We start from the raw sequence: 19,706 nt of genomic DNA, 5'->3' as shown, positions 1-19,706 counted from the left end.
CATGCGCGGCGGCGCGTCCTGCGTCGGGGTATTTGGGCCAAGAAGAAGGGGGCGGTCGCTCTCAGTCCAACTCTGCCGACGGGATGACGGGGAAGAACTGCCCGCCGGAGCGCAGGCCGAACCAGTCCTGCCCCTCATGGGATTCACGGGTGCCGATCTCGACCAGCCGGTAAAAGCTCTTGCGGTCGATCAACGCCTCCAGCCCGCCGCGGATATGCACGTATGGGGCGGGTTCTCCGGTCTCCGAATCGCGCAAAACGCGAATGGGGTGATCGGGGCCGGCCTCGACGCGGTCGCCGACATTCGTGGTGAACCGAAGGATCGGCTCTGCCCTGCTGTCATCGCGTTCGAAATCCACGGCCACGAAAGGCGCATCATCGACGGTGATGCCCACTTTTTCGACCGGGGTGACAAGGAAATAGCGGTCGCCCTCCCGCTTCAGGATGGTGGAGAAGAGGCGCACCAGCCCGGCCTTCCTATTGGCGTGCCAAGATAAAACCATGTTCCGTCGCGGGCGATGCGGATGTCGAGATCGCCGCAGAAGGGCGGGTTCCAGTCGTCCACCGGCGGCAGGTGGCCGGACCGGGCGGCGGCCTGGGCGGCCTCGGCGATGCGGTCTGCGTCGGGTCTCACGATCATTTGTCCGCTTTCGTTTTTTGTCATTTGTACCGCGAAGGATATCTGCCTTTAATGTCCCATGTAAGCGGAGCGGGAGATATGTCATGGCCGGAGAGACAGAGCTGGTGTCCGAAATCGAGGGCCTGAGCGAGAAGCTGGCCGAGGCCAAGGCGAGCATCACCAAGCGGTTCATCGGTCAGCCCCGTGTGGTCGACCTGACCCTGTCGGCGCTTCTGTGCGGAGGTCACGGGTTGCTGATCGGCCTGCCTGGGCTGGGCAAGACCCGTCTGGTGGGGACGCTGTCGACCGTGATGGGGCTGAATGGCGCGCGGATCCAGTTCACGCCGGACCTGATGCCGGCCGATATTCTCGGCTCCGAGGTGCTTGAGACGGCCGAGGATGGCAGCCGCGCCTTCCGGTTCATCGAGGGGCCGATCTTTTGCCAGTTGCTGATGGCGGACGAGATCAACCGGGCAAGCCCCCGGACCCAATCAGCCCTGTTGCAGGCGATGCAAGAAAAATCGGTGACCATTGCCGGGGAGGCCCATCCGCTGACCCCGCCCTTCCACGTTCTGGCCACGCAAAACCCGATCGAGCAGGAGGGCACCTATCCGCTGCCCGAGGCGCAGCTCGACCGCTTCCTCGTGCAGATCGACGTGCCCTATCCGGACCGCAAGGCAGAGCATGACATCATGATCGCCACCACGGGCCTGTCCGAGGAGGACTCCCATCAGGTGTTCACGGCCGAGGAACTGATCGCCGCGCAGCAGACCGTCCGGCGGATGCCGGTGGGAGAGGTCGTCGTCGACCTGATCCTGGATCTGGTCCGCGCCTGCCGCCCGAACCAGCCCGAAGCGCCGCAGATCGTGCGCGAGACGGTGGCGTGGGGCCCGGGCCCGCGGGCGGCGCAGGCGTTGATGCTGACGGTGCGGGCACAGGCGCTGCTGGAAGGTCGGCTGGTCCCCTCCGCCGATGACGTCATCAAGATGGCCGGTCCGGTGCTGAAACACCGCATGGCGCTGAGCTTTGCCGCACGCGCCCGGGGCGAGGATCTGTCTGCTGTCATCGATCAGGTTGCGCGCGAGGTCGTCCGGGTCGAGGCCGCCGCGTGAGCGACGCCGCCACCCTCCGCGCCCGGGCCGAGGGCCTTGCCGAGGCGCTGCCGCCGCTTTTGGCCGAGGCCGAGCATTTGGCGCAGGCGGTGCTGCTGGGCGAACATGGGCGCCGGCGCGCCGGCACGGGCGACGAGTTCTGGCAATACCGCCCCGCCCATGCGGGGGACGAGGCGCGGATGATCGACTGGCGCCGGTCGGCCCGGTCGGATGCGCATTTCGTGCGGGAAAAGGAATGGCAGGCGGCGCAAAGCGTGCTGCTCTGGGTCGACGATGCGGCCTCCATGCAGTTTTCCGGAGAGGCCAACCATCCCAGCAAGGCCGACCGCGCCCGGGTTCTGGCGATGGCGCTGGCCGTGCTGCTGACCCGGGGGGGGGAGCGTGTCGGGCTGTCGGGGCGTTTGCCGGCGCGTCGGGGGCCGCTGCAACTTTTGCGCCTTGCCGAGGCTTTGGGGGCCGACGGGCAGGGTGCCGATTATGGCGCGCCCGAAACGCGCGGCATGCCGGCCCATTCCCGCGCCGTGTTCCTGTCGGATTTCCTTGGGCCGTTCGAGCCGTTGGAAAAGGCGCTGACCAAGGCGGCGGATCGCGGCGTCAAGGGGGCGTTGATCCAGATCCTCGACCCCGCGGAAGAGGCGTTTCCCTATGACGGGCGGACGATCTTTGAGAGCATGGGCGGCACGCTCAGCCATGAGACCCTGAAAGCGGGGGAGTTGCGCGAGCGATATCTGGGCCGGCTGGCCCGGCGCAAGGCGCATCTGAGTGAGCTTGCGCGCAGCACCGGCTGGCATTTCACGACGCATCACACCGGGGAAGGCGCGCAGGCGGCGCTGTTGTGGCTGTTCCGCGCGCTTGAGCGGAGGCGCTGATGTGGACGCTGGGCCCGATCGGTTTCACGGCGCCGCTTCTGCTTTGGGCCGCGGCCGCCTTGCCGCTGTTGTGGCTGATCCTGCGCGCGGTGCCGCCCGCGCCGATCCGGCGCCGCTTTCCGGGAGTCGCGCTGCTGCTGGGCCTGACCGATGACGAGACGCAGACCGACAAGACGCCGTGGTGGCTCTTGCTTTTGCGGATGCTGGCGATTGCGACACTGATCGTAGCCTTCGCCGGGCCGGTGCTGAACCCGCAGGACCGGCAACCGGGGCGCGGGCCGCTGCTGGTATTTATGGATGGCACATGGGCGGATGCCCGCGACTGGCCCCGCCGGATCGATCGGGTGGAAGCCCTGTTGGAAGAGGCCGGGCGGGACGGCCGCCCCGTGGCCGTGGTGCAGGCGACGGCCCTGCCCGAAGACGGTCTTCCGTTTCAGGCGGCAGAGGCGTGGGCCGCGCGCGTGCCGGGCCTGAAACCCGCCCCCTGGCTGCCGTCGGTCGAGGTGGTTTCAGACTGGGCAGAAGGGCTGTCGGGCGGGTTCGACACCTATTGGCTGTCGGGCGGGGTGGACTATCCCGGTCGGGAAACGATCCTGTCCGCGTTCGAGGCGCGGGGTGCCGTGCGTGTTCTTGAAACGCCGCGGCCCGTTCTGGCCCTGCGCCCGCCGGTTTTCGAAGACGGTGCGCTGCGGCTGACAGCCCTGCGGGCACAGGCCGTGGAGGCGTCCGAAGTCACGCTGGCCGCGACCGGCAAGGACCCGGCCGGCATCGAGCGCGTTTTGGCCCGCGCGCCGGTGGTATTCGAACCCGGCGCAAGGCAGGCCGATGTCAGCCTTGTTCTGCCGCCGGAATTGCGCAACCGCATCAGCCGCTTTTCGATCGAGGGCGTCCGGTCCGCCGGGGCCGTCAGCCTGACCGATGACAGCCTGAAACGGCGCGAGGTCGCCTTGCTGGCCGGTCGGGACGATCTGGAGGCGTTGCAGCTTTTGTCGCCCCTGCATTACCTGCATAAGGCGCTGGAACCCAATGCCGACCTGATCGACGGCAGCCTGACCGACATCATCCCCGCCAACCCTGACGTCATCGTTCTGGCCGATGTCGCGACGCTTGCCCCGGCCGAGGCGGAGGCGTTGCAGGGCTGGGTGGAAAAGGGCGGGTTGCTGCTGCGCTTTGCCGGGCCGCGTCTGGCCGCGTCCAATGTCAGCCGGGCCGAAGAAGACCCGCTGATGCCGGTGCGCCTGCGCGCCGGTGGGCGAACCGTGGGTGGCGCGATGAGTTGGGGGGAGCCCAAATCCCTGCGTCCGTTCGCCGAGACCTCGCCCTTCTTCGGCTTGCCCGTGCCCGGCGATGTCCGGGTCGCCGCGCAGGTGATGGCCCAGCCCGACCCGCAACTGGCCGACCGCTCGATTGCCGCGCTGACCGATGGCACACCGCTGGTCACCCGCAAGAAGCTGGGGCAGGGGCAGGTGGTGCTGTTCCATGTGACCGCAAATGCGGAATGGTCCACGCTGCCGCTGTCGGGACTTTTCGTGCAGATGCTGGAACGGTTGGCCGTCTCAACGACGCCCGCCCGGCCGGATGCCGCGGAACTGGAAGGCACGACATGGGTGGCCGAGGCGGTGCTTGACGGGTTCGGCCATGTTGAAAAGGCCGGAACGCTGCCCGGTGTGGCGGGGGACCGTCTGGTCGTGGCACGTCCCGGCCCGGACCTGCCGCCGGGGCTCTATGCCGGGGACGACCGCCGCCTTGCGCTGAACGTGATCGGCGCGGATACGCAGATCGCCCCCGCGGCATGGCCAGCGCGCATACCCGTAGAGGGTCTGGCGGTGGCGAGAGAGACGTTGCTGAAAGGCTGGGTTCTGACCGCGGCGCTGCTGCTGCTGGCGCTGGATATCCTCGCCTCTCTGTGGTTGTCGGGGCGGCTGCGCGGGCGGCGCTCCGGCATGGTGGCGGCGCTGTTGCTGGCGTTGGCGTTGCCCCATCCGGCGGATGCGCAGGCGGCGGACGATGCGCTTGCGCTTCGCGCGACGACCGAGGTCGTTCTGGCCCATGTCCTGACCGGCGATGACAGCGTGGACAGGATTGCCCGCGCCGGGATGCTTGGCTTGTCGGAAAAGCTGCGGCAGCGGACGTCGATCGAACCGGCAGAGCCGATTGCCGTCAGTCTTGAAACCGATGAGCTGTCGTTCTTTCCGTTCCTCTACTGGCCCGTGACCGCAACCCAGTCGATGCCCTCGCCCGAAGCCTATGCCAAGCTCAACCGCTATCTGCGCAGCGGGGGCATGATCCTGTTCGACACCCGCGATGCCGATGTCGCGCGGTTCGGTGGCGCCTCGCCCGAAGGGCGGCGGCTTCAGCAACTGGCCGCGCCGCTGGACGTGCCGCCGCTGGAGCCGGTGCCGGGCGACCATGTGCTGACCCGCACCTTCTATCTGCTGCAGGACTTTCCCGGCCGCTACAACAGCCGCGATGTCTGGGTCGAGGCCGCGCCGCCCGATGCGGAACGTGCCGAGGGGATGCCTTTCCGCGACCTCAATGACGGTGTGACGCCGGTGGTCATCGGCGGCAATGACTGGGCGGCGGCCTGGGCCGTCGATGGAAACGGCGGCGCGATGTACCCCGTGGGCCGTGGCTATTCGGGCGAACGGCAGCGGGAAATCGCCTTCCGCTTCGGGGTGAACCTGATCATGCATGTGCTGACCGGCAACTACAAATCCGATCAGGTCCATGTGCCCGCACTTCTGGACAGGCTGGGCCAATGACCGGTTCCGTGATCTTCGACCCGCTGTTGCCGTGGCCTGTGCTTTGGGCGGTTTTGGCGCTGGCACTGGCGATGACCGGCTTCGCGGTTTGGCGCGGTCTGGCGGGCTGGTGGTTGCGGGGGCTGGCGGCTGCGGCCGCGCTGCTGGCCATTGCGAACCCCTCGCTCCAGACCGAAGAACGTACGCCCCTGTCGGACATCGTGGTTCTGGTCGTCGACGAAAGCGCCAGCCAGCGCATCGCCGACCGTCCGGACCAGACCGAGGCCGCGATTGCCCATGTCCAGGCAGAGGTCGAGGCGCTGGACAATACCGAGTTGCGCATCCTGCGGCTGGGCGATGGTGACGGGAACGAAGGCACGCTGCTGATGACCGCCCTGACCGAGGCCCTGGCCGAGGTGCCCCGCGCCCGTCTGGCCGGGGCGATCCTGCTGACCGACGGGCAGTTGCACGATATCGACCGCGCCCCGGCCCTGCCTGCGCCGCTCCATGCCCTGCTGACCGGGCAGGAGGACGACTGGGATCGGCGACTGGTGGTCAAGAACGCCCCGGCCTTCGCGATTCTGGGCGAGGAAGTCACGCTGACGCTGCGGATCGAGGATCAGGGCGCGGTGCCGGCCGGTCTGGGGGAAAACACCCGCATCTCCATCGCCATCGACGGGGCAGAGCCGCAGACCTATACCGTGCCGCTCAACCGTGATCTGGAATTGCCGGTGGTGCTGGACCATGGCGGGCGCAACGTGATCCAGTTCTCCGTCGCGACGGAGGCCGGCGAACTGACCGACCGCAACAACGCGGCGGTGGTGCAGATCAACGGCGTGCGCGACCGGCTGCGGGTTCTGCTGGTGTCGGGGAAGCCGCATCCGGGCGAACGCACATGGCGGAACCTTCTGAAGGCCGACAGTTCCGTCGACCTGGTGCATTTCACGATCCTGCGCCCGCCGGACAAGCATGACGGCGTGCCGGTGACGGAACTGTCGCTGATCGCCTTCCCGACGCGGGAGTTGTTTCTCGACAAGATCGACGAATTCGACCTGATCATCTTCGACCGGTACAAGCGGCGCGGCATCCTGCCGATGCTCTACCTCGACAATGTGCGCGACTATGTCGAAAAGGGCGGTGCGGTGCTGATTGCCGCCGGTCCCGATTTCGCCAGTGCGGACAGCATCTATCATTCGCCCTTGTCTGACGTCCTGCCCGCCACGCCCACCGCGCGTGTGATCGAGGAAGGGTACCTGCCCGAAGTCACCGATCTGGGCGCGCGCCATCCCGTGACCGCCGGGTTGAAGGCCGAGGCTGGCGGGGACTGGGGCCGCTGGTTCCGCCTGATCGATCTTAAGACCACGGGCGGGCAGGTGGTGATGAGCGGGGTCGACGACCGCCCGCTTCTGGTGCTGGACCGCCCGGGCGAGGGGCGCGTGGCGCTTCTGGCGTCTGACCATGCGTGGCTTTGGAACCGGGGGTTCGAGGGCGGGGGACCGCAGCTTGAACTGCTGCGCCGGCTGGCCCACTGGATGATGAAGGAACCCGACCTTGAGGAAGAGGCCCTGCGGGCCGAGGCAGAGGGCCAGACCGTGACGATCCTGCGCCGGTCCCTGTCTGAAGAGGCCCGGCAGGTGGAGATCACGCGCCCCGATGGCGAGACCGTGACCGTCGATCTGGCCGAGGTGGCGCCGGGCCGTTTCGCTGCGACCTATGACGGCCCCGAGATCGGGCTTTACCGGTTGAGCGATGGCGAGCTTGAGACCGTCATCGCCCTTGGCCCCGCCGCGCCCCGGGAATTCGAGGAAACCATCGCTAGCGGGACAAAGCTGGAACAGCCGGTCGCCGCAACGCGCGGGGGCATCCTGCCGGTCTATCAGCGCCTGCCCGATATCCGCCGGGTCCGCGAAGGGCGGCTGGCCGCCGGGCGCGGCTGGGTCGGCATCACCCCGCGCGACGCCTATATGACCGCCGATGTGACCGTGACGCCGCTCGCCCCCGCCTGGCTGATGCTGTTGATCGCGGCCTTCCTCAGCGTGGGCGCATGGCTGCGCGAAGGGCAGCGATAGCGGCCATCCCGCCCGGTGTCGCTATTCAAGGGGCAGGTGATAGGGCGGGCCTGTCCAGCCGTCGCGGCTGCAGCGTGCGCGGATGGTGATCTCTGGCACGCCATCCGGGATCGCCACGCCCGACAGGCTGCGCGTGAAGGGCTGTTCGGTGACATGGGGGTGGAGCAGGTCGCGGAGTCCCAGCCGTGTCCCGTCCGGGGCCAGAACCTCCCACCCGTCGGCATAATGGTCCCAGCCGGTATCGGGATGGGCCAGCGTGACCGAAACCGTCCAGCCGGACGCGCCGGGCCGGGCCTCGGCCCCGACAACCTTTGGCGGATCCGCAAGGGCGGGGCAGGCGGCAAGAAAAAGCCAGGGCAGGACGTATCGCATGACCTTTAGCATGCCAGACCGGGGGGCGGGTGCGGCTCACTTTCCCGTGCGTGCCATCAGCGCCTTGCGGGAATTCGACGTGAACTCCCGCCGGCCCAACACGATCACGGTGATGGTCGTGGCCACGATCAGCGGCACCGCCCCCAGCAACCACGCCAGACCGCCCAAGGCGAAGTAGAGCGAGCGCATGCCCCGGTTGAAGCTGCGGGCCGCGTTTATGTTGATCTCGGCCGCCTGTGCTGCGCGCGGATAGGCCAGCGGGTCCTTGCTGTCGTTCGGGACGGCGGCCATGATCACCGCGCAATAGCCGAACAGCCGGTGCGACCAGACGAATTTCAGGAACGCATTCGCCACCAGCAGCAGGATCGCCATGATCTTCAGTTCCCAGACGATGGCGGGTTCGTCCTTTAGCGTCAGATCCTCGGCAATGCCCAAAAGCCGTTCCGTATTGCCGATCAGCGCCAGCCCGCCGCCGATGATGATCATCGAGGCCGAGGCGAAGAAAGTCGTCCCCTGACGGAGGGTCGACAGGATCGTCGCGTCGAAGATGCGGGGCTGGCGCGTCACAAGCTGGCGCATCCAGTCGCGCCGGAACCGCGCCATAAGAACAGAAACCGTCGGGCGCCCCTCTGGCGGCTTTTCAATCGCGTATCCGATGCCGATCCACGCGGCGAGCCACAGGGCCAGCGCCGCGGCGTCAAGCGGTGTGAACAGGGCGATGCGGTCCATCAATTCCATGAATGCAGCTAAGCGGAAGGAATTGTGCTTGTCAGTGCGAAATATTGGTTATAATTTTTTACCAATGCTGGGGAGGACAGCTTATGGACATGCCCGTCCCGAACAATCGGGTGCTGGAAAAGAAAGGCCACGTCGTGCGGCGGCTGGCCAAGGTTCTGCCGCGGGACGCGGTGATCCACGATCCGACGGAGACCCGTGCCTATGAATGCGACGCGTTGACCGCCTATCGGTGCCCGCCCTTGGCCGTGGTGCTGCCGTCGAGCACGCAAGAGGTCGCGGACATCCTGCGCATCTGTCATGAGGAAGGCGTGCCGGTGGTGCCCCGCGGATCGGGCACTTCCCTTGCGGGCGGGGCGCTGCCCACCGCCGACAGCGTGATCCTGGGCGTTGCGCGCCTGAACGAGGTGCTGGAGGTCGATTACGACAACCGCTTCATCCGGGTGCAGTCGGGGCGCACCAATCTGTCTGTGACCGGCGCGGTGGAGGAGGCTGGGTTCTTCTACGCGCCCGATCCCTCCAGCCAGCTTGCCTGTGCCATCGCGGGCAATATCGCGATGAATTCCGGTGGCGCCCATTGCCTGAAATACGGGGTGACGACGAACAACCTGATGGGGGTGACGCTGGTGCTGATGGACGGCACGGTGGTGGAGATCGGCGGCGCGCATCTGGATGCCGCAGGCTACGACTGGCTGGGGCTGATCTGCGGGTCCGAAGGCCAGTTGGGCGTGGTGACGGAGGCGACCCTGCGCATCCTGCCCAAGCCCGAGGGCGCGCGGCCCGTCCTGATGGGGTTCGACAGTTCCGAAGTCGCGGGGGCCTGCGTGGCCGATATCATCAAGGCGGGCGTCCTGCCCGTGGCGATCGAGTTCATGGACCGCCCCTGCATCCGCGCGACAGAGGACTTCGCCAAGGCCGGATACCCCGATTGCGAGGCGCTGCTGATCGTCGAGGTCGAGGGCAGCCCCGCCGAGATTGACGAACAGCTTGGCGTGATCCTGCAAATCGCGCGCAAGCACGACCCGGTGGAATTGCGCGAAAGCGGATCGGCCGAGGAAAGCGCGCGGATCTGGCTGGGCCGCAAATCGGCCTTTGGTGCGATGGGCAACATCAACGATTACATGTGCCTCGACGGGACGATCCCGGTATCGTCGCTGCCCTTCGTGCTGCGCCGGATCGGCGAGATGTCGAAGGACTACGGGCTGGACGTGGCGAATGTGTTCCACGCGGGCGACGGCAACATGCACCCGCTGATCCTGTTCGACGCCAACAAGCCGGGCGATCTGGAACGGTGCGAGGCCTTTGGGGCAGATATCCTGAAACTGTGTGTCGAGGCCGGTGGCTGCCTGACCGGGGAACATGGCGTGGGCGTCGAAAAACGTGACCTGATGACGGTGCAGTTCGCCGCGCCGGATATCGAGGCGCAGCTGCGCGTGAAAGACGTGTTCGACCCGAAATGGCTGTTGAACCCGGCAAAGGTCTTCCCGCTGGAGGCCACGGCGGACCGCAGAGCAGGTTAGGGCCTGCATCCAGTCCCCGCGGGCGCGAATTCCCCGAAAGACTTTAGGACCAGACGCATGATCAGACCGGAAACAGAGGCCGAATTGGCCGCGGCGGTGGCCGATGCCACGGGGCCCTTGGCGATTTCGGGCGGCGGCACGCGGGACGGTCGCGCCGGCGGCGCGGCAATGCCGTTAAGCGTGGCCGCGCTGTCCGGCGTGGACCTCTACGAACCGGGGGCGCTGACCCTTGTGGCGCGGGCGGGCACCCCCCTGGCCGAGGTCGAGGCCGTGCTGGCCGCCGAGGGGCAGCGGCTGGCGTTCGAGCCGATGGATCACCGGCACCTGCTGGGCACGGCAGGCGAGCCCACAATCGGTGGCGTGGTGGCGGCCAATGTCTCTGGCCCGCGACGGATTCAGGCCGGCGCCTGCCGGGACGCGCTGATCGGCGTGCGGTTCGTCGATGGGCGTGGCGATGTCATCCGCAATGGCGGGCGGGTGATGAAGAACGTCACCGGCTATGATCTGGTCAAGCTGATGGCCGGCAGCAGGGGCACGCTGGGCGTGCTGAGCGAGGTGAGTTTCAAGGTCCTGCCAAAGCCGGAGGCCGCGGCGACGCTGGTCCTGCACGGGCTGGACGATGCCACGGCGGTGCAGGCGCTGTCCGCGGCACTCGCCTCACCGTTCGAGGTCTCTGGCGCTGCCCATGCGCCCGCGGGCCCGGGAGGCGCGGCCGAGACCATGCTTCGGATCGAGGGGTTCGCGGAATCCGTGCGCTATCGGGCCGGCCGTCTGCAAGCCGTGTTGGCCCAGTTCGGCGACAGCCATGTCGAGACCGCGCCGGACGCCATTGCCGCGATCTGGCGGTGGGTCCGTGATGTGGAAGGCTTTGCCGATGCGCCCGGGGATGTCTGGCGGATCTCCGTCAAACCCTCCGATGGGCCGCGCGTCGGGGCGGCGCTTGGCGCAGATGGGCTGCTCTATGACTGGGGCGGGGGGCTGGTCTGGGCGCGGGTTGCACCGGGGCGCGATATCCGCCCCGATCTGACGGGCATCCCGGGTCATGCCACACTGGTGCGGGCCAGTGCCGAGACGCAGGCGAAGATCCCGATGTTCCAGCCCGAACCAGGGCCGCTGGCCGCGATGGCACAGGCGCTGAGGGCGAAGTTCGACCCGCGCAATATCCTCAATCCCGGCGTGATGGGCTGACCTGATGCAGACGCATTTCACTGACGAACAGTTGCAGGACCCGCGGCTGGCGCAGGCCAACGACATCCTGCGCGCCTGCGTGCATTGCGGGTTTTGCACCGCGACCTGCCCGACCTATCAGGTGCTGGGCGATGAACTCGACAGCCCGCGGGGAAGGATCTACCTGATCAAGGACATGCTGGAAAGCGGACGGCCCGCGGATGAGAAGACCGTGCGCCATGTCGATCGGTGCCTGTCCTGCTTGGCCTGCATGACGACGTGCCCCTCGGGCGTCCACTACATGCATCTGGTCGACCATGCCCGCGCGCATATCGAAAAGACCTACAGGCGCCCCTTCACGGATCGCGCCCTGCGCTGGCTGTTGGCGCGCATCCTGCCTTATCCGGCGCGGTTCCGGCTGGCGATGAAGGCGGCAAAGCTGGGGCGGCCGGTGGCCGCACTGATCCCCGATGCGCGGCTGAAGGCGATGCTGGCGATGGTGCCCGAAAGCGTCCCGAAGCCCAGCCCAAACGACGCGCCGCAGGTGTTTCCCGCCCACGGGCCCCGCAAGATGCGCGTGGCGCTGTTGACCGGCTGCGCGCAGCGGGCGCTCGACACCGATATCAACGACGCGACGATCCGTCTGCTCCGGCGGCTGGGCTGCGAGGTGGTGATCGCCCGCGGCATGGGCTGTTGCGGGGCGCTGACCCATCACATGGGAAAGGACGGCGAAAGCCACGCGCAGGCCGCCCGCAATATCCGCGCATGGAATGCGGAGATTCAGGGGGAGGGGCTGGACGCCATCGTCATCAATACCAGCGGCTGCGGCACAACGGTGAAGGACTATGGCCATATGTTCGCGGGCGATCCGCTGGCCGAGGCCGCGCAGGCGGTGGCCGCGCGCGCCGTCGATATCAGTGAACTGCTCCAGCGGCTCGACCTGCCACAGGGGCGGGGCGGGATGCGCGTTGCCTATCACGCGGCCTGTTCGTTGCAGCACGGCCAGCAGGTCAAGACCGCGCCCAAGGAACTGCTGCGCCAGGCAGGGTTCGAGGTGGTAGAGCCGGCGGACCCCCATCTGTGCTGCGGCTCTGCCGGGACCTACAACCTGCTTCAGCCGGAAATTTCGGCGAAGCTGAAGGCCCGCAAGATCCGCACGCTTGAGGCGACGGCGCCGCAGGTCATCGCCGCGGGCAATATCGGCTGCATGGTGCAGATCGGATCGGGCACCGGGGTGCCGGTTGTGCATACGGTGGAGTTGCTGGACTGGGCCACCGGCGGGCCGAAACCGCGCGCTTTGGGCTGACGCCCCCGTGCCGCGCCCCGCGACGGTCACATTCCTGCCCGGTGACTTTGATAGGCGCGGTTCATGGTCCGCATGATCCTCAGCCTGCTGGCGCTTTGTGTGCTGGTTCTTCTTTTGCCACCGGGGCTTGCCGCGCCGGCGGATACTGCGCTGAGGCGTCTGGAAACCGGCGTCGTGGCGCGCGGGTGGCAGGCTGTCGGGCGGCTGGACATCGGGCAGGGCGGGTTTTGTACCGGTGCGCTGGTGGCCCCCGACCTTGTGCTGACCGCGGCCCATTGCCTGTTCGACGACCGAACCGGGCGGGCGGTGGACATCACCGAAATGGAATTTCGCGCCGGGTGGCGCAATGGCCGGGCCGAGGCGTATCGGCAGGTGGCGCGTGGCGTGGTGCATTCGGACTATCGCTATGACGGGCAGGCCGACGCCGCGCGCGTGGCCCATGATCTGGCGCTTTTGCAGCTGGACCGCGCCATTCGCCTGCCGGGGGTGGAGCCCTTTGCAACCGCGGACAAGCCGCGCAAGGGGCAGGCGGTTGGCGTGGTGTCCTATGCGCAGGGCCGGGCCGAGGCGCCGGCGCTGCAAGAGGTCTGCCACGTTCTGGCCGGGCGACCGAAGATCCTCGTTCTGTCCTGCGATGTCGATTTCGGGTCCTCCGGGGCGCCGGTCTTCCGGATCGAGGACGGCGTGCCGCGCATCGTGTCCGTGGTGTCCGCCAAGGCGGAGGTCGCGGACCGCAAGGTGGCGCTTGGCACCGCGCTTGGCGATGAACTGGACGGGCTGCGCCGCCGACTGGCGATGGGGCGCGAGGTTCTTGGAACCGATCTTCCCCCGATGCACCGCTTCGGTCAGGGTGGGGCACGCGAGGCCTCTGGTGCCAAGTTTCTAAGGCCGTGAGTGATGCGGTGGCGCGGGCTGTTTCTGTCGATTGTTATGGGGTTGGTCGCTGTTGCCGCGCCGGGCCGGGCGCTTGCGGATACGCCTGTTGGCGAGGCCGCCATTGGCCGGCTGGAGCGGTCGGATGGCCGGTACTGTACCGCCGCTCTGGTCGCGGGCGATCTGGTTCTGACGGCGGCCCGGTGCCTGCTGGACGACAGCGGCGCGCCCGTCGATCTGGAAGGGCTTGCCTTTCGCATGGGGCAAGAGGGCCCTGTTGGCGTGCATCGCGCCGTCATTTCTCCCGATCATGCGGGCGGACTGGGCGAGGCGCTCTATCATTTGCGCAGCAGTGCGGCCCTGCTTCGACTCGACTGCCCGATTTCGCCCGAGATCGCGTTGCCGCTTGCCCCGGGGCGTGCCGTGGCGCCGGGCGGCAAGGTTCTTGTCCTGTCCGACCCCGGGCATGGCACGGCAGGATCCGCATCGCCCTGTGTCGTCCTGGATCGCGCACCCGGGGCCTATGCCATCCGGTGCACCGACTGGCGCGGCGTGGCCGGTGCCCCGGTGATGGACGCCGCGCCGGGGCGGCAACGTCTGATCGGCATCGTGTCGGGCATGGTACGGGACGAAGACGGCGTTGTGATCTACGGGGCCGAGGCATCCGCGGCGCTGGCCGAGCTTAGGGCGATCCTCCGCGTTGCTCCGGTGCCGGACGCCACCGACCGGCAGGTTGCCTTTTCGGGCGCCGGGGCGGGTGGAATTCTGGGCTTCTTTCGCCGCTAAGGCCATTTCCGGGGCCTTGAAAGCCCGAAAAGCCCATCCTAACTGAACCTTGCGGGCGCCGAACGGGCCCGCATTTCCCGCCCGTCCCAACGCCAAGGGAGGGCATGACATGACATCGCTCACAGGAGGATGACTGATATGCGCCACTACGATTTTGCACCGCTCTACCGTGCCACCGTCGGCTTTGACCGCGTTGCCGACATCATGGACCGGCTTCTCGCCAATGACGGGACCCAGCCGGCTTATCCCCCCTACAATATCGAGAAGACCTCGGAAAACGGCTATCGCATCTCGATTGCCGTGGCAGGTTTCACCGCCGATGAGTTGTCGGTCGAGGTGAGGGACAGCGCGCTTGTCGTCGCCGCCCGCAAGGCCGAGGACGAGCAGGAGCGCACTTATCTGCACCGCGGGATCGCCACCCGCGCTTTCGAACGGCGCTTTGCCCTTGCCGATCATGTGCGGGTAACGGGGGCCACCCATGCGGACGGCATGCTGCATGTGGACCTGATCCGCGAAATGCCCGAGGCGCTGAAACCCCGCCGGATCGAGATTTCGGCCGGGACCACCCGTGCCATTGATGCAACGGTGGAAAAAGAGACCACAACCGCCTGATCGGCCGTCACTTTTCGACAGTTGGAGACGCGCGGGGGAACCCGCGCGTCTTTTGGTTTCTTGTCAGGCCAATTCTTCTGCGCGGGCTTGCCGGACCTTTTCGGCATCCTTGCCGTGCAGTTCCTCGTAATGGTCGAACTGGGCCTCGAACCACGCGGTGCCGTGGGTCAGCCCGCCCAGGGCCTGGAACAGCTCTTCCTTCGCGGGGGCGGGGATCAGGGCCTGGAACACGTCCCAGCCGCGCGCCTTGCCGTGCCCCTCAAAGCCCAGAACCTGCCCCTTGAGACTGCCGGCAAGCGCAACGAGCGAGCCGCTATAGACGGACGGCACGTGAATCTCCACCCGCTCGATCGGTTGCAGGACGACGGGGCCGGCCTGTTCCAGCGCCTCGCGCACGCCGTTCTTGGCCGCGGTCCGGAAGGCATGGTCGGAACTGTCGACCGCGTGGTGCTTGCCGTCGGTCAGTGTGACCGCGACATCGACCACCGTAAAGCCCAGGGGACCCTGTTGCAGGGCGTCCTGCGCCCCATGCTCGACCGCGGGGATGTAGTTCTTGGGCACCGCGCCGCCCTTGACCGTTTCGTCGAAGGCAAAGCCCGCGCCGCGGCCCTGCGGGCGCACGGTCAGATGCACATCGGCGAACTGCCCGGCGCCGCCCGATTGCTTGCGGTGGCGATGGTGGGTGTCCACGGGCTTGGTGATGGTTTCGCGATAGATGCCGGAAACGGGCTGTTCCTCCGCCTCGACGCCGAACTCGTCCTTCAGCTTGGCCAGAATACGGCGCATGTGGATCGGGCTTTGCAGCCGCACCACGACATGGCCGGTTTCACTGTCCTGCTCGGTTTCCATCCCCGGATCGCTGGCGGCCAGCCGGGTCAGTGCGGCCGACAGTCTTGCATCGTCACGTTCGTTCGCGGGCATAAGGATGCGCGCATAGCCGGGCGCACGGCCGCGCGTCCAGCCGGGCAGGGGGGCAGAGCCGTCAGCGGTGTAGGCAAAGCCGGGCTCAAGATGGTCGGACTTCACGGCGATGGCCAGTGTTCCGGGCTCCAGCGGTTCATTCGCGGGCTTGCCGTCCATGCCCGTCAGGTTGCCGATCCCGCCGCCGGCCAGGGGCGCGGCATGCTGAATCCCGGGGGCGAGTGCGCGCAGCAGGGTGGACTTGCCGACATGGCGCCGGGTCTCTGACGCAACGCCGATGGCCAGCGGTGCCTCCACCCCCAGGCGCGCGCCGATCTGGTCCATTCGCGGGGCTTCGTGGCGCAGCGCTTTCATCAGCCGGGTCAGCCCGTTGCCGTGGCTTGCCGCCCCCAGATAGGCAGCGATGACCGCGTTGTCGCGGTGGGCCTCGGCCAGGATCTTGTAGACCTCGTCGGTCGGCGGTTCACGATCCTCGATCAATTCTTCCATAAGGTGGTCGTCGAAATCGGCAAGGTGTTCCAGCAACTCGCCCCGGGCTTCCTGTTCCCGATCATGCAGATCGTCGGGGATCTCGATCAGCTTCGACGGTTTGCCCTCCTGATATTCCCATGCCCGTTCCGAGATCAGATCGACCGCGCCCACGACATGCCCGTCCGCATCCCGGATCGGCGCCTGTCGCAGCACGATATGGTGGTTGGCATAGGCCTGAAGGGAGGCGACGATGTCGCGAATGCGCGCCTCGTCCAGATCCATCTTGTTGATGAAGATGAAGCAGGGCACACCCGACGCCTCGATCAGCCGCAGATAGGGGGCGGCCAGCACCGCGGCATCCGGGTCGGGCGCCACGCACAGAATGGCGGCATCGCTTGCGGCCAGCGCCTCACCGGCATGGCCAAGATAATCCGGCCCCCCCGCGATGTCGAAGCCCGCCCAGGGTTCGTTCAGATAGGTGAATTCGCGCACCGTCAGCACGTCGCTGAAGTCGGCCACCGTAGGGCGCCCGTCCAGTTCGCTGAGCGCCTTGAGAAGCGTCGTCTTGCCGGCCTGCGAGGGGCCGAGGATCGTGAAGCAGCGCATGAGGATATCGCCTCCCGTTTCATGTTGGGCACGGGCCCGTTCGGGGTCGCCGGATGGCAGGGCGACAGGCCCATTGTCGACCGATGTTCCCCGTATACATCGCGCAAGGTCAAGCGCAATTTCCGGGCATCGGGCCGCAGGCGCGGCCCCGGCGCGGCGACCGGTCAGTCTTCGTTTATGTCGCGGTCCCAGATCTTGATCTGACCCGCCCGCACGCCAAGCAGGCGGCGCAGGACCAGCCATGACACAAGCGCGACAACCGCGGCGCACAGAACCAGCCAGGGCAAGGCGAGATCGAGCCCAAGCCAGAGCGCGACGCCCACCGATCCGGCCCCGATGGCAAAGCCGAGAAACATGTAGGACGGGGCCAGAAGTTCAAGAATGCCCAGAACGCCGGCCGCCGCCAGCCAGACCCACCACGCCGTCGCCATCACTTGCGCCCCGCCAGCATCTTGAAGGCGTCGGCGAAGGCGTCCATCGCATGCGCGGGCACGATGATCGTCTGCTTGCCGTCGCCCTGGCCCACGGCGGTCAGCGCCTCGACCTGTTTCAGGGCAACCTGATATTGCGCGGCCTCGATGCCGTGATCCGCGATCGCCTGCGCGACGACCTGCGTTGCATAGGCTTCGGCCTCGGCCGAGATGCGCCGCGCCTTGGCCTCCTGTTCGGCTGCGTAAAGCTCGGCGTCGGCGGCCAGTTCCACTGCGCGTTTCTTGCCCTCGGCCTCTGTGACCTGCGCGCGGCGGGCGCGTTCGGCATTGAGCTGCTGTAACATCGCCTCGCGGGTGGCGGCATCAAGATTGACGTCAAGGATTTCGGCCCGCGTCACCTCGATCCCCCAGTTTTCGACCGCGTCCTCGACGCTTTCCTTGATCGTGGAGATGAGGTCGGAGCGGTTCGACTGAACCTGATCGAGCTCCATCTTGCCGATCTCGGCGCGGACGATACCGGCGACGGTCGTGGCGATGGCGCCATCCACGTCACGGATGCGATAGACGGTCTTTTCCGGCGCGAGGATGCGATAGAAGACGCTGGTCTCCACCTGTACCAGGACGTTGTCGGCGGTGATCGCATCCTGGCTGGCATTGGGCAATTGCCGCTCCAGGATCGACACCTTGTGCGCGACCCGGTCCAGAAACGGGATGATCAGGTTGATCCCCGGCCCCAGCACGGCGCGCAAGCGCCCGAACCGCTCGACCACATGTTTTTCCGACTGCGGCACGATGCGCACCCCCAGCACGACGCTGAGGATGACCAGCGCGGCGAGGAGGAGCACGACGAGATTGCCGCCAAGCGCAGCTTCAAGCACGTCTTCAAGGGTCATTGTTCGGTCTCCTGTGGGTGTGCGCCGGATGCAATCGTTTGGCTTTCCTGCGCGACTCGCATTCGCCCCCGCGGAGACTAGGGGTGCGCTATCTGTCGCGGCTAGGCAAGCGGGCGTTTGGGGCGGCCCGGATCGTATGATCGAGTCCGGGCCGTCCCATCGGGCGGCCCGCACTGTATCGCTGGCTTGCGCCTAAGCGGCCGCTGAAAAAGCCCACCACATGCGCCTGAGGTCAAGAGCGTTCGGACCATCATCCCGAAGCTGGTCCGGGCGACCAGCCCGGGCCGCGCCCGACCCTCCCCCCCGGGAGGGCGCATTGGCGATGTCCTGCGGATCCCGTAAGTCGTTCGGACTTTTGAGATAAACCGATCGGCACAAGCGTTTCAATGCGCCCACCCAGGGTCGGGCGCGGCCCGACTTGCCTCGCTCCGACGCTGCTCACAAGGAACCGTTTTCTCTTGCGACGGCAGGGTTTCTGTTTTTTAGGCGGCGTGTGAAACCGGGTCCAGCGTCCGCTGGGCGATGGCCCCGACGCCCGCCAGCACCAGCGCCAGAACGAACAGCCAGCCCAGCAGCGGGATCAGCGAGATCAGCCCGGCGGCCAGCGCCCCCGTGCCCGCCGCCAGCGCCCTTTGCCCGATGCTGGCCGGTTCCGGCCGGCCAAAGGCCAGATGCAGGCCAACCCCGAAGGCGTAGACGCCGACCACGTAACCGGCAAACCCCGCGAGGAACGCCAGGAACACCGCGGCCGGGGTCAGAACGAGGCCAATGATCGTCATCGCGAACAGCACCGCGGACCCCACCAGCGCCGACTGGGCCACAAAGCCGATGCCGAGGCTGCGGAACGGCCGTGCAAGCACGCCGCGCCGCATCTCTGCCAGCGTCTGCGGGATCACGGCCGCGATCAGCGCCGCGATGGCGGCAACCACGATCACGCCCATCAGGAAACCGCCCGCGGCGCCGTACCACGTCCATTCCCGCACGTGATGGGGGCGGTCTTCCCATTTGGAGAGGTCCTGGCGCTCAATCTGTGCCTTGGGGGCGACGGTTTCCGGGATCTCCAGCTTGCCGGGCGTTTCCTCGTAGACGGTGATCTGGCCGTCGATCCGCGCGTCTTCGGAAAAGTCCACTTCGCTGGCCGTCAGGCTGACATCGCCGGCGATGACCCCGGCGATATGCACTTCTTCCCCCGCGATCATGGCATAGCCGCCAACGGGCCCCTCGATGCGCAGTTTGCCGCCCGAAATCCGCAGGTCGCCGCCGACTTCGCCGACGGTGATGTCATAGCCGGCCAGCGTCGCGTCGCCCGCGACCGGGCCGCTCAGTTCGATGTCCATCCCGGCAAGATAGGCGTCGCCGCCCACCGCCCCCGACAATCGCACCTTGCGGCCCGCCATATGGGCCGAGCCCGCGATATCGGTCTCTGCACGCACGGTTTCGCCGGCCATGAACAGGTCGTCCGTACCGGTCTTGTCGAAAACGACCGTGCCGCCGGCGCGGAAACTGTCGCCCTGAAAGTCCAGAAGCGCGTCACGTTCCTCTGCCGCCGCCGGCTGGGCCGTCAGCAGCATGACGATGATGGTCAGAATTCTTCCTTGCATGTC

At 67.3% G+C, this 19,706-nt stretch carries 16 protein-coding genes and 1 pseudogene; 10 read left to right on the top strand and 7 right to left on the bottom strand.

All coding sequences use genetic code 11. The annotated features are described in order from the left end of the window. Positions 1-61: 61 nt before the first annotated feature. Positions 62-663: pseudogene (locus RGUI_RS02030) on the bottom strand (DUF1285 domain-containing protein). A gap of 59 nt (positions 664-722) precedes the next feature. Between RGUI_RS02030 and RGUI_RS02025 the strand changes: the two are divergent. From RGUI_RS02025 to RGUI_RS02010, 4 genes are read left to right on the top strand one after another with little or no spacing between them, the layout of a single operon-like run. Further along, positions 723-1,730, top strand: a complete 1,008-nt coding sequence (locus RGUI_RS02025; RefSeq protein WP_081531524.1) for a MoxR family ATPase — start codon at positions 723-725, stop codon at positions 1,728-1,730. Further along, on the top strand, positions 1,727-2,599 hold the full coding sequence (locus RGUI_RS02020) for a DUF58 domain-containing protein (RefSeq protein ID WP_081531523.1): 873 nt from the start codon (positions 1,727-1,729) through the stop codon (positions 2,597-2,599). The genes RGUI_RS02025 and RGUI_RS02020 overlap by 4 nt, the downstream gene beginning before the upstream one ends. After that, entirely contained in the window at positions 2,599-5,361 is a 2,763-nt protein-coding gene (locus RGUI_RS02015) for a DUF4159 domain-containing protein (RefSeq protein ID WP_081531522.1), read from the top strand. Before RGUI_RS02020 ends, RGUI_RS02015 begins: the two co-directional genes overlap by 1 nt. Then, positions 5,358-7,409 carry a glutamine amidotransferase gene (locus tag RGUI_RS02010; RefSeq protein WP_081531521.1) on the top strand — a complete coding sequence of 684 codons (2,052 nt, stop codon included), beginning with the start codon at positions 5,358-5,360 and terminating at the stop codon, positions 7,407-7,409. The genes RGUI_RS02015 and RGUI_RS02010 overlap by 4 nt, the downstream gene beginning before the upstream one ends. A gap of 21 nt (positions 7,410-7,430) precedes the next feature. Here RGUI_RS02010 and RGUI_RS02005 read toward each other — a convergent pair whose 3' ends face one another. Together RGUI_RS02005 and RGUI_RS02000 are read right to left on the bottom strand one after the other, a co-directional pair. After that, the gene (locus RGUI_RS02005) at positions 7,431-7,781 is read right to left on the bottom strand and encodes a hypothetical protein (RefSeq protein ID WP_172841059.1); all 351 of its coding nucleotides are present in this window, start codon (positions 7,779-7,781) and stop codon (positions 7,431-7,433) included. Positions 7,782-7,817: 36 nt separating this feature from the next. Continuing rightward, entirely contained in the window at positions 7,818-8,519 is a 702-nt protein-coding gene (locus tag RGUI_RS02000; RefSeq protein WP_081531519.1) for a DUF599 domain-containing protein, read from the bottom strand. Between the two features lie 83 nt (positions 8,520-8,602). Here RGUI_RS02000 and RGUI_RS01995 point away from each other — a divergent pair, with 83 nt between their 5' ends. The 6 genes from RGUI_RS01995 (at position 8,603) to RGUI_RS01970 (ending at position 14,780) form a co-directional block, all read left to right on the top strand. Continuing rightward, on the top strand, positions 8,603-10,036 hold the full coding sequence (locus tag RGUI_RS01995; protein ID WP_081531518.1) for an FAD-linked oxidase C-terminal domain-containing protein: 1,434 nt from the start codon (positions 8,603-8,605) through the stop codon (positions 10,034-10,036). Between the two features lie 60 nt (positions 10,037-10,096). Then, complete coding sequence (locus tag RGUI_RS01990; protein ID WP_081535927.1) at positions 10,097-11,224, top strand: FAD-binding protein; 1,128 nt, start codon at positions 10,097-10,099, stop codon at positions 11,222-11,224. A 4-nt stretch (positions 11,225-11,228) separates the two neighbouring features. Beyond that, positions 11,229-12,509, top strand: a complete 1,281-nt coding sequence (glcF, locus tag RGUI_RS01985) for a glycolate oxidase subunit GlcF (RefSeq protein WP_081531517.1) — start codon at positions 11,229-11,231, stop codon at positions 12,507-12,509. Positions 12,510-12,572: 63 nt separating this feature from the next. Further along, positions 12,573-13,403, top strand: coding sequence for a serine protease (locus tag RGUI_RS01980; protein ID WP_371587114.1), 831 nt, complete (start codon positions 12,573-12,575; stop codon positions 13,401-13,403). 3 nt (positions 13,404-13,406) lie between these two features. Continuing rightward, complete coding sequence (locus RGUI_RS01975) at positions 13,407-14,168, top strand: serine protease (RefSeq protein ID WP_081531516.1); 762 nt, start codon at positions 13,407-13,409, stop codon at positions 14,166-14,168. Positions 14,169-14,306: 138 nt separating this feature from the next. After that, positions 14,307-14,780, top strand: a complete 474-nt coding sequence (locus RGUI_RS01970) for an Hsp20 family protein (RefSeq protein WP_081531515.1) — start codon at positions 14,307-14,309, stop codon at positions 14,778-14,780. A gap of 63 nt (positions 14,781-14,843) precedes the next feature. On the opposite strand, the gene RGUI_RS01965 is transcribed toward RGUI_RS01970, so the two are convergent. The 4 genes from RGUI_RS01965 to RGUI_RS01950 form a co-directional block, all read right to left on the bottom strand. Beyond that, positions 14,844-16,778 (bottom strand): elongation factor G, encoded by a 1,935-nt coding sequence (locus tag RGUI_RS01965; RefSeq protein WP_081531514.1) that lies wholly within the window; start codon positions 16,776-16,778, stop codon positions 14,844-14,846. 164 nt (positions 16,779-16,942) lie between these two features. Continuing rightward, a complete protein-coding gene (locus tag RGUI_RS01960) occupies positions 16,943-17,209 on the bottom strand; it encodes an NfeD family protein (protein WP_081531513.1) in 267 nt (88 codons plus the stop codon). After that, on the bottom strand, positions 17,209-18,102 hold the full coding sequence (locus RGUI_RS01955) for an SPFH domain-containing protein (RefSeq protein WP_081531512.1): 894 nt from the start codon (positions 18,100-18,102) through the stop codon (positions 17,209-17,211). The genes RGUI_RS01960 and RGUI_RS01955 overlap by 1 nt, the downstream gene beginning before the upstream one ends. A 482-nt stretch (positions 18,103-18,584) precedes the next feature. After that, the gene (locus RGUI_RS01950) at positions 18,585-19,703 is read right to left on the bottom strand and encodes a hypothetical protein (RefSeq protein ID WP_253798749.1); all 1,119 of its coding nucleotides are present in this window, start codon (positions 19,701-19,703) and stop codon (positions 18,585-18,587) included. Positions 19,704-19,706 lie beyond the last annotated feature (3 nt).

The sequence above is a fragment of the Rhodovulum sp. P5 genome (genome assembly GCF_002079305.1).
Classification (GTDB): domain Bacteria; phylum Pseudomonadota; class Alphaproteobacteria; order Rhodobacterales; family Rhodobacteraceae; genus Rhodovulum.
Note: the sequence above shows the minus strand (reverse complement) of the source record. Positions and strands in the feature narration are given on the sequence as shown.

What these genes read in the sequence shown, in the direction of transcription:
- RGUI_RS02025 (WP_081531524.1), top strand. Translation starts at nt 723, where the DNA reads ATGGCCGGAGAGACAGAGCTGGTGTCCGAAATCGAGGGCCTGAGCGAG.
- RGUI_RS02015 (WP_081531522.1), top strand. Translation starts at nt 2,599, where the DNA reads ATGTGGACGCTGGGCCCGATCGGTTTCACGGCGCCGCTTCTGCTTTGG.
- RGUI_RS02010 (WP_081531521.1), top strand. Translation starts at nt 5,358, where the DNA reads ATGACCGGTTCCGTGATCTTCGACCCGCTGTTGCCGTGGCCTGTGCTT.
- RGUI_RS02005 (WP_172841059.1), bottom strand. Translation starts at nt 7,781, where the DNA reads ATGCGATACGTCCTGCCCTGGCTTTTTCTTGCCGCCTGCCCCGCCCTT.
- RGUI_RS02000 (WP_081531519.1), bottom strand. Translation starts at nt 8,519, where the DNA reads ATGGAATTGATGGACCGCATCGCCCTGTTCACACCGCTTGACGCCGCG.
- RGUI_RS01995 (WP_081531518.1), top strand. Translation starts at nt 8,603, where the DNA reads ATGGACATGCCCGTCCCGAACAATCGGGTGCTGGAAAAGAAAGGCCAC.
- glcF (WP_081531517.1), top strand. Translation starts at nt 11,229, where the DNA reads ATGCAGACGCATTTCACTGACGAACAGTTGCAGGACCCGCGGCTGGCG.
- RGUI_RS01980 (WP_371587114.1), top strand. Translation starts at nt 12,573, where the DNA reads ATGGTCCGCATGATCCTCAGCCTGCTGGCGCTTTGTGTGCTGGTTCTT.
- RGUI_RS01975 (WP_081531516.1), top strand. Translation starts at nt 13,407, where the DNA reads ATGCGGTGGCGCGGGCTGTTTCTGTCGATTGTTATGGGGTTGGTCGCT.
- RGUI_RS01970 (WP_081531515.1), top strand. Translation starts at nt 14,307, where the DNA reads ATGCGCCACTACGATTTTGCACCGCTCTACCGTGCCACCGTCGGCTTT.
- RGUI_RS01965 (WP_081531514.1), bottom strand. Translation starts at nt 16,778, where the DNA reads ATGCGCTGCTTCACGATCCTCGGCCCCTCGCAGGCCGGCAAGACGACG.
- RGUI_RS01960 (WP_081531513.1), bottom strand. Translation starts at nt 17,209, where the DNA reads ATGGCGACGGCGTGGTGGGTCTGGCTGGCGGCGGCCGGCGTTCTGGGC.
- RGUI_RS01955 (WP_081531512.1), bottom strand. Translation starts at nt 18,102, where the DNA reads ATGACCCTTGAAGACGTGCTTGAAGCTGCGCTTGGCGGCAATCTCGTC.
- RGUI_RS01950 (WP_253798749.1), bottom strand. Translation starts at nt 19,703, where the DNA reads ATGCAAGGAAGAATTCTGACCATCATCGTCATGCTGCTGACGGCCCAG.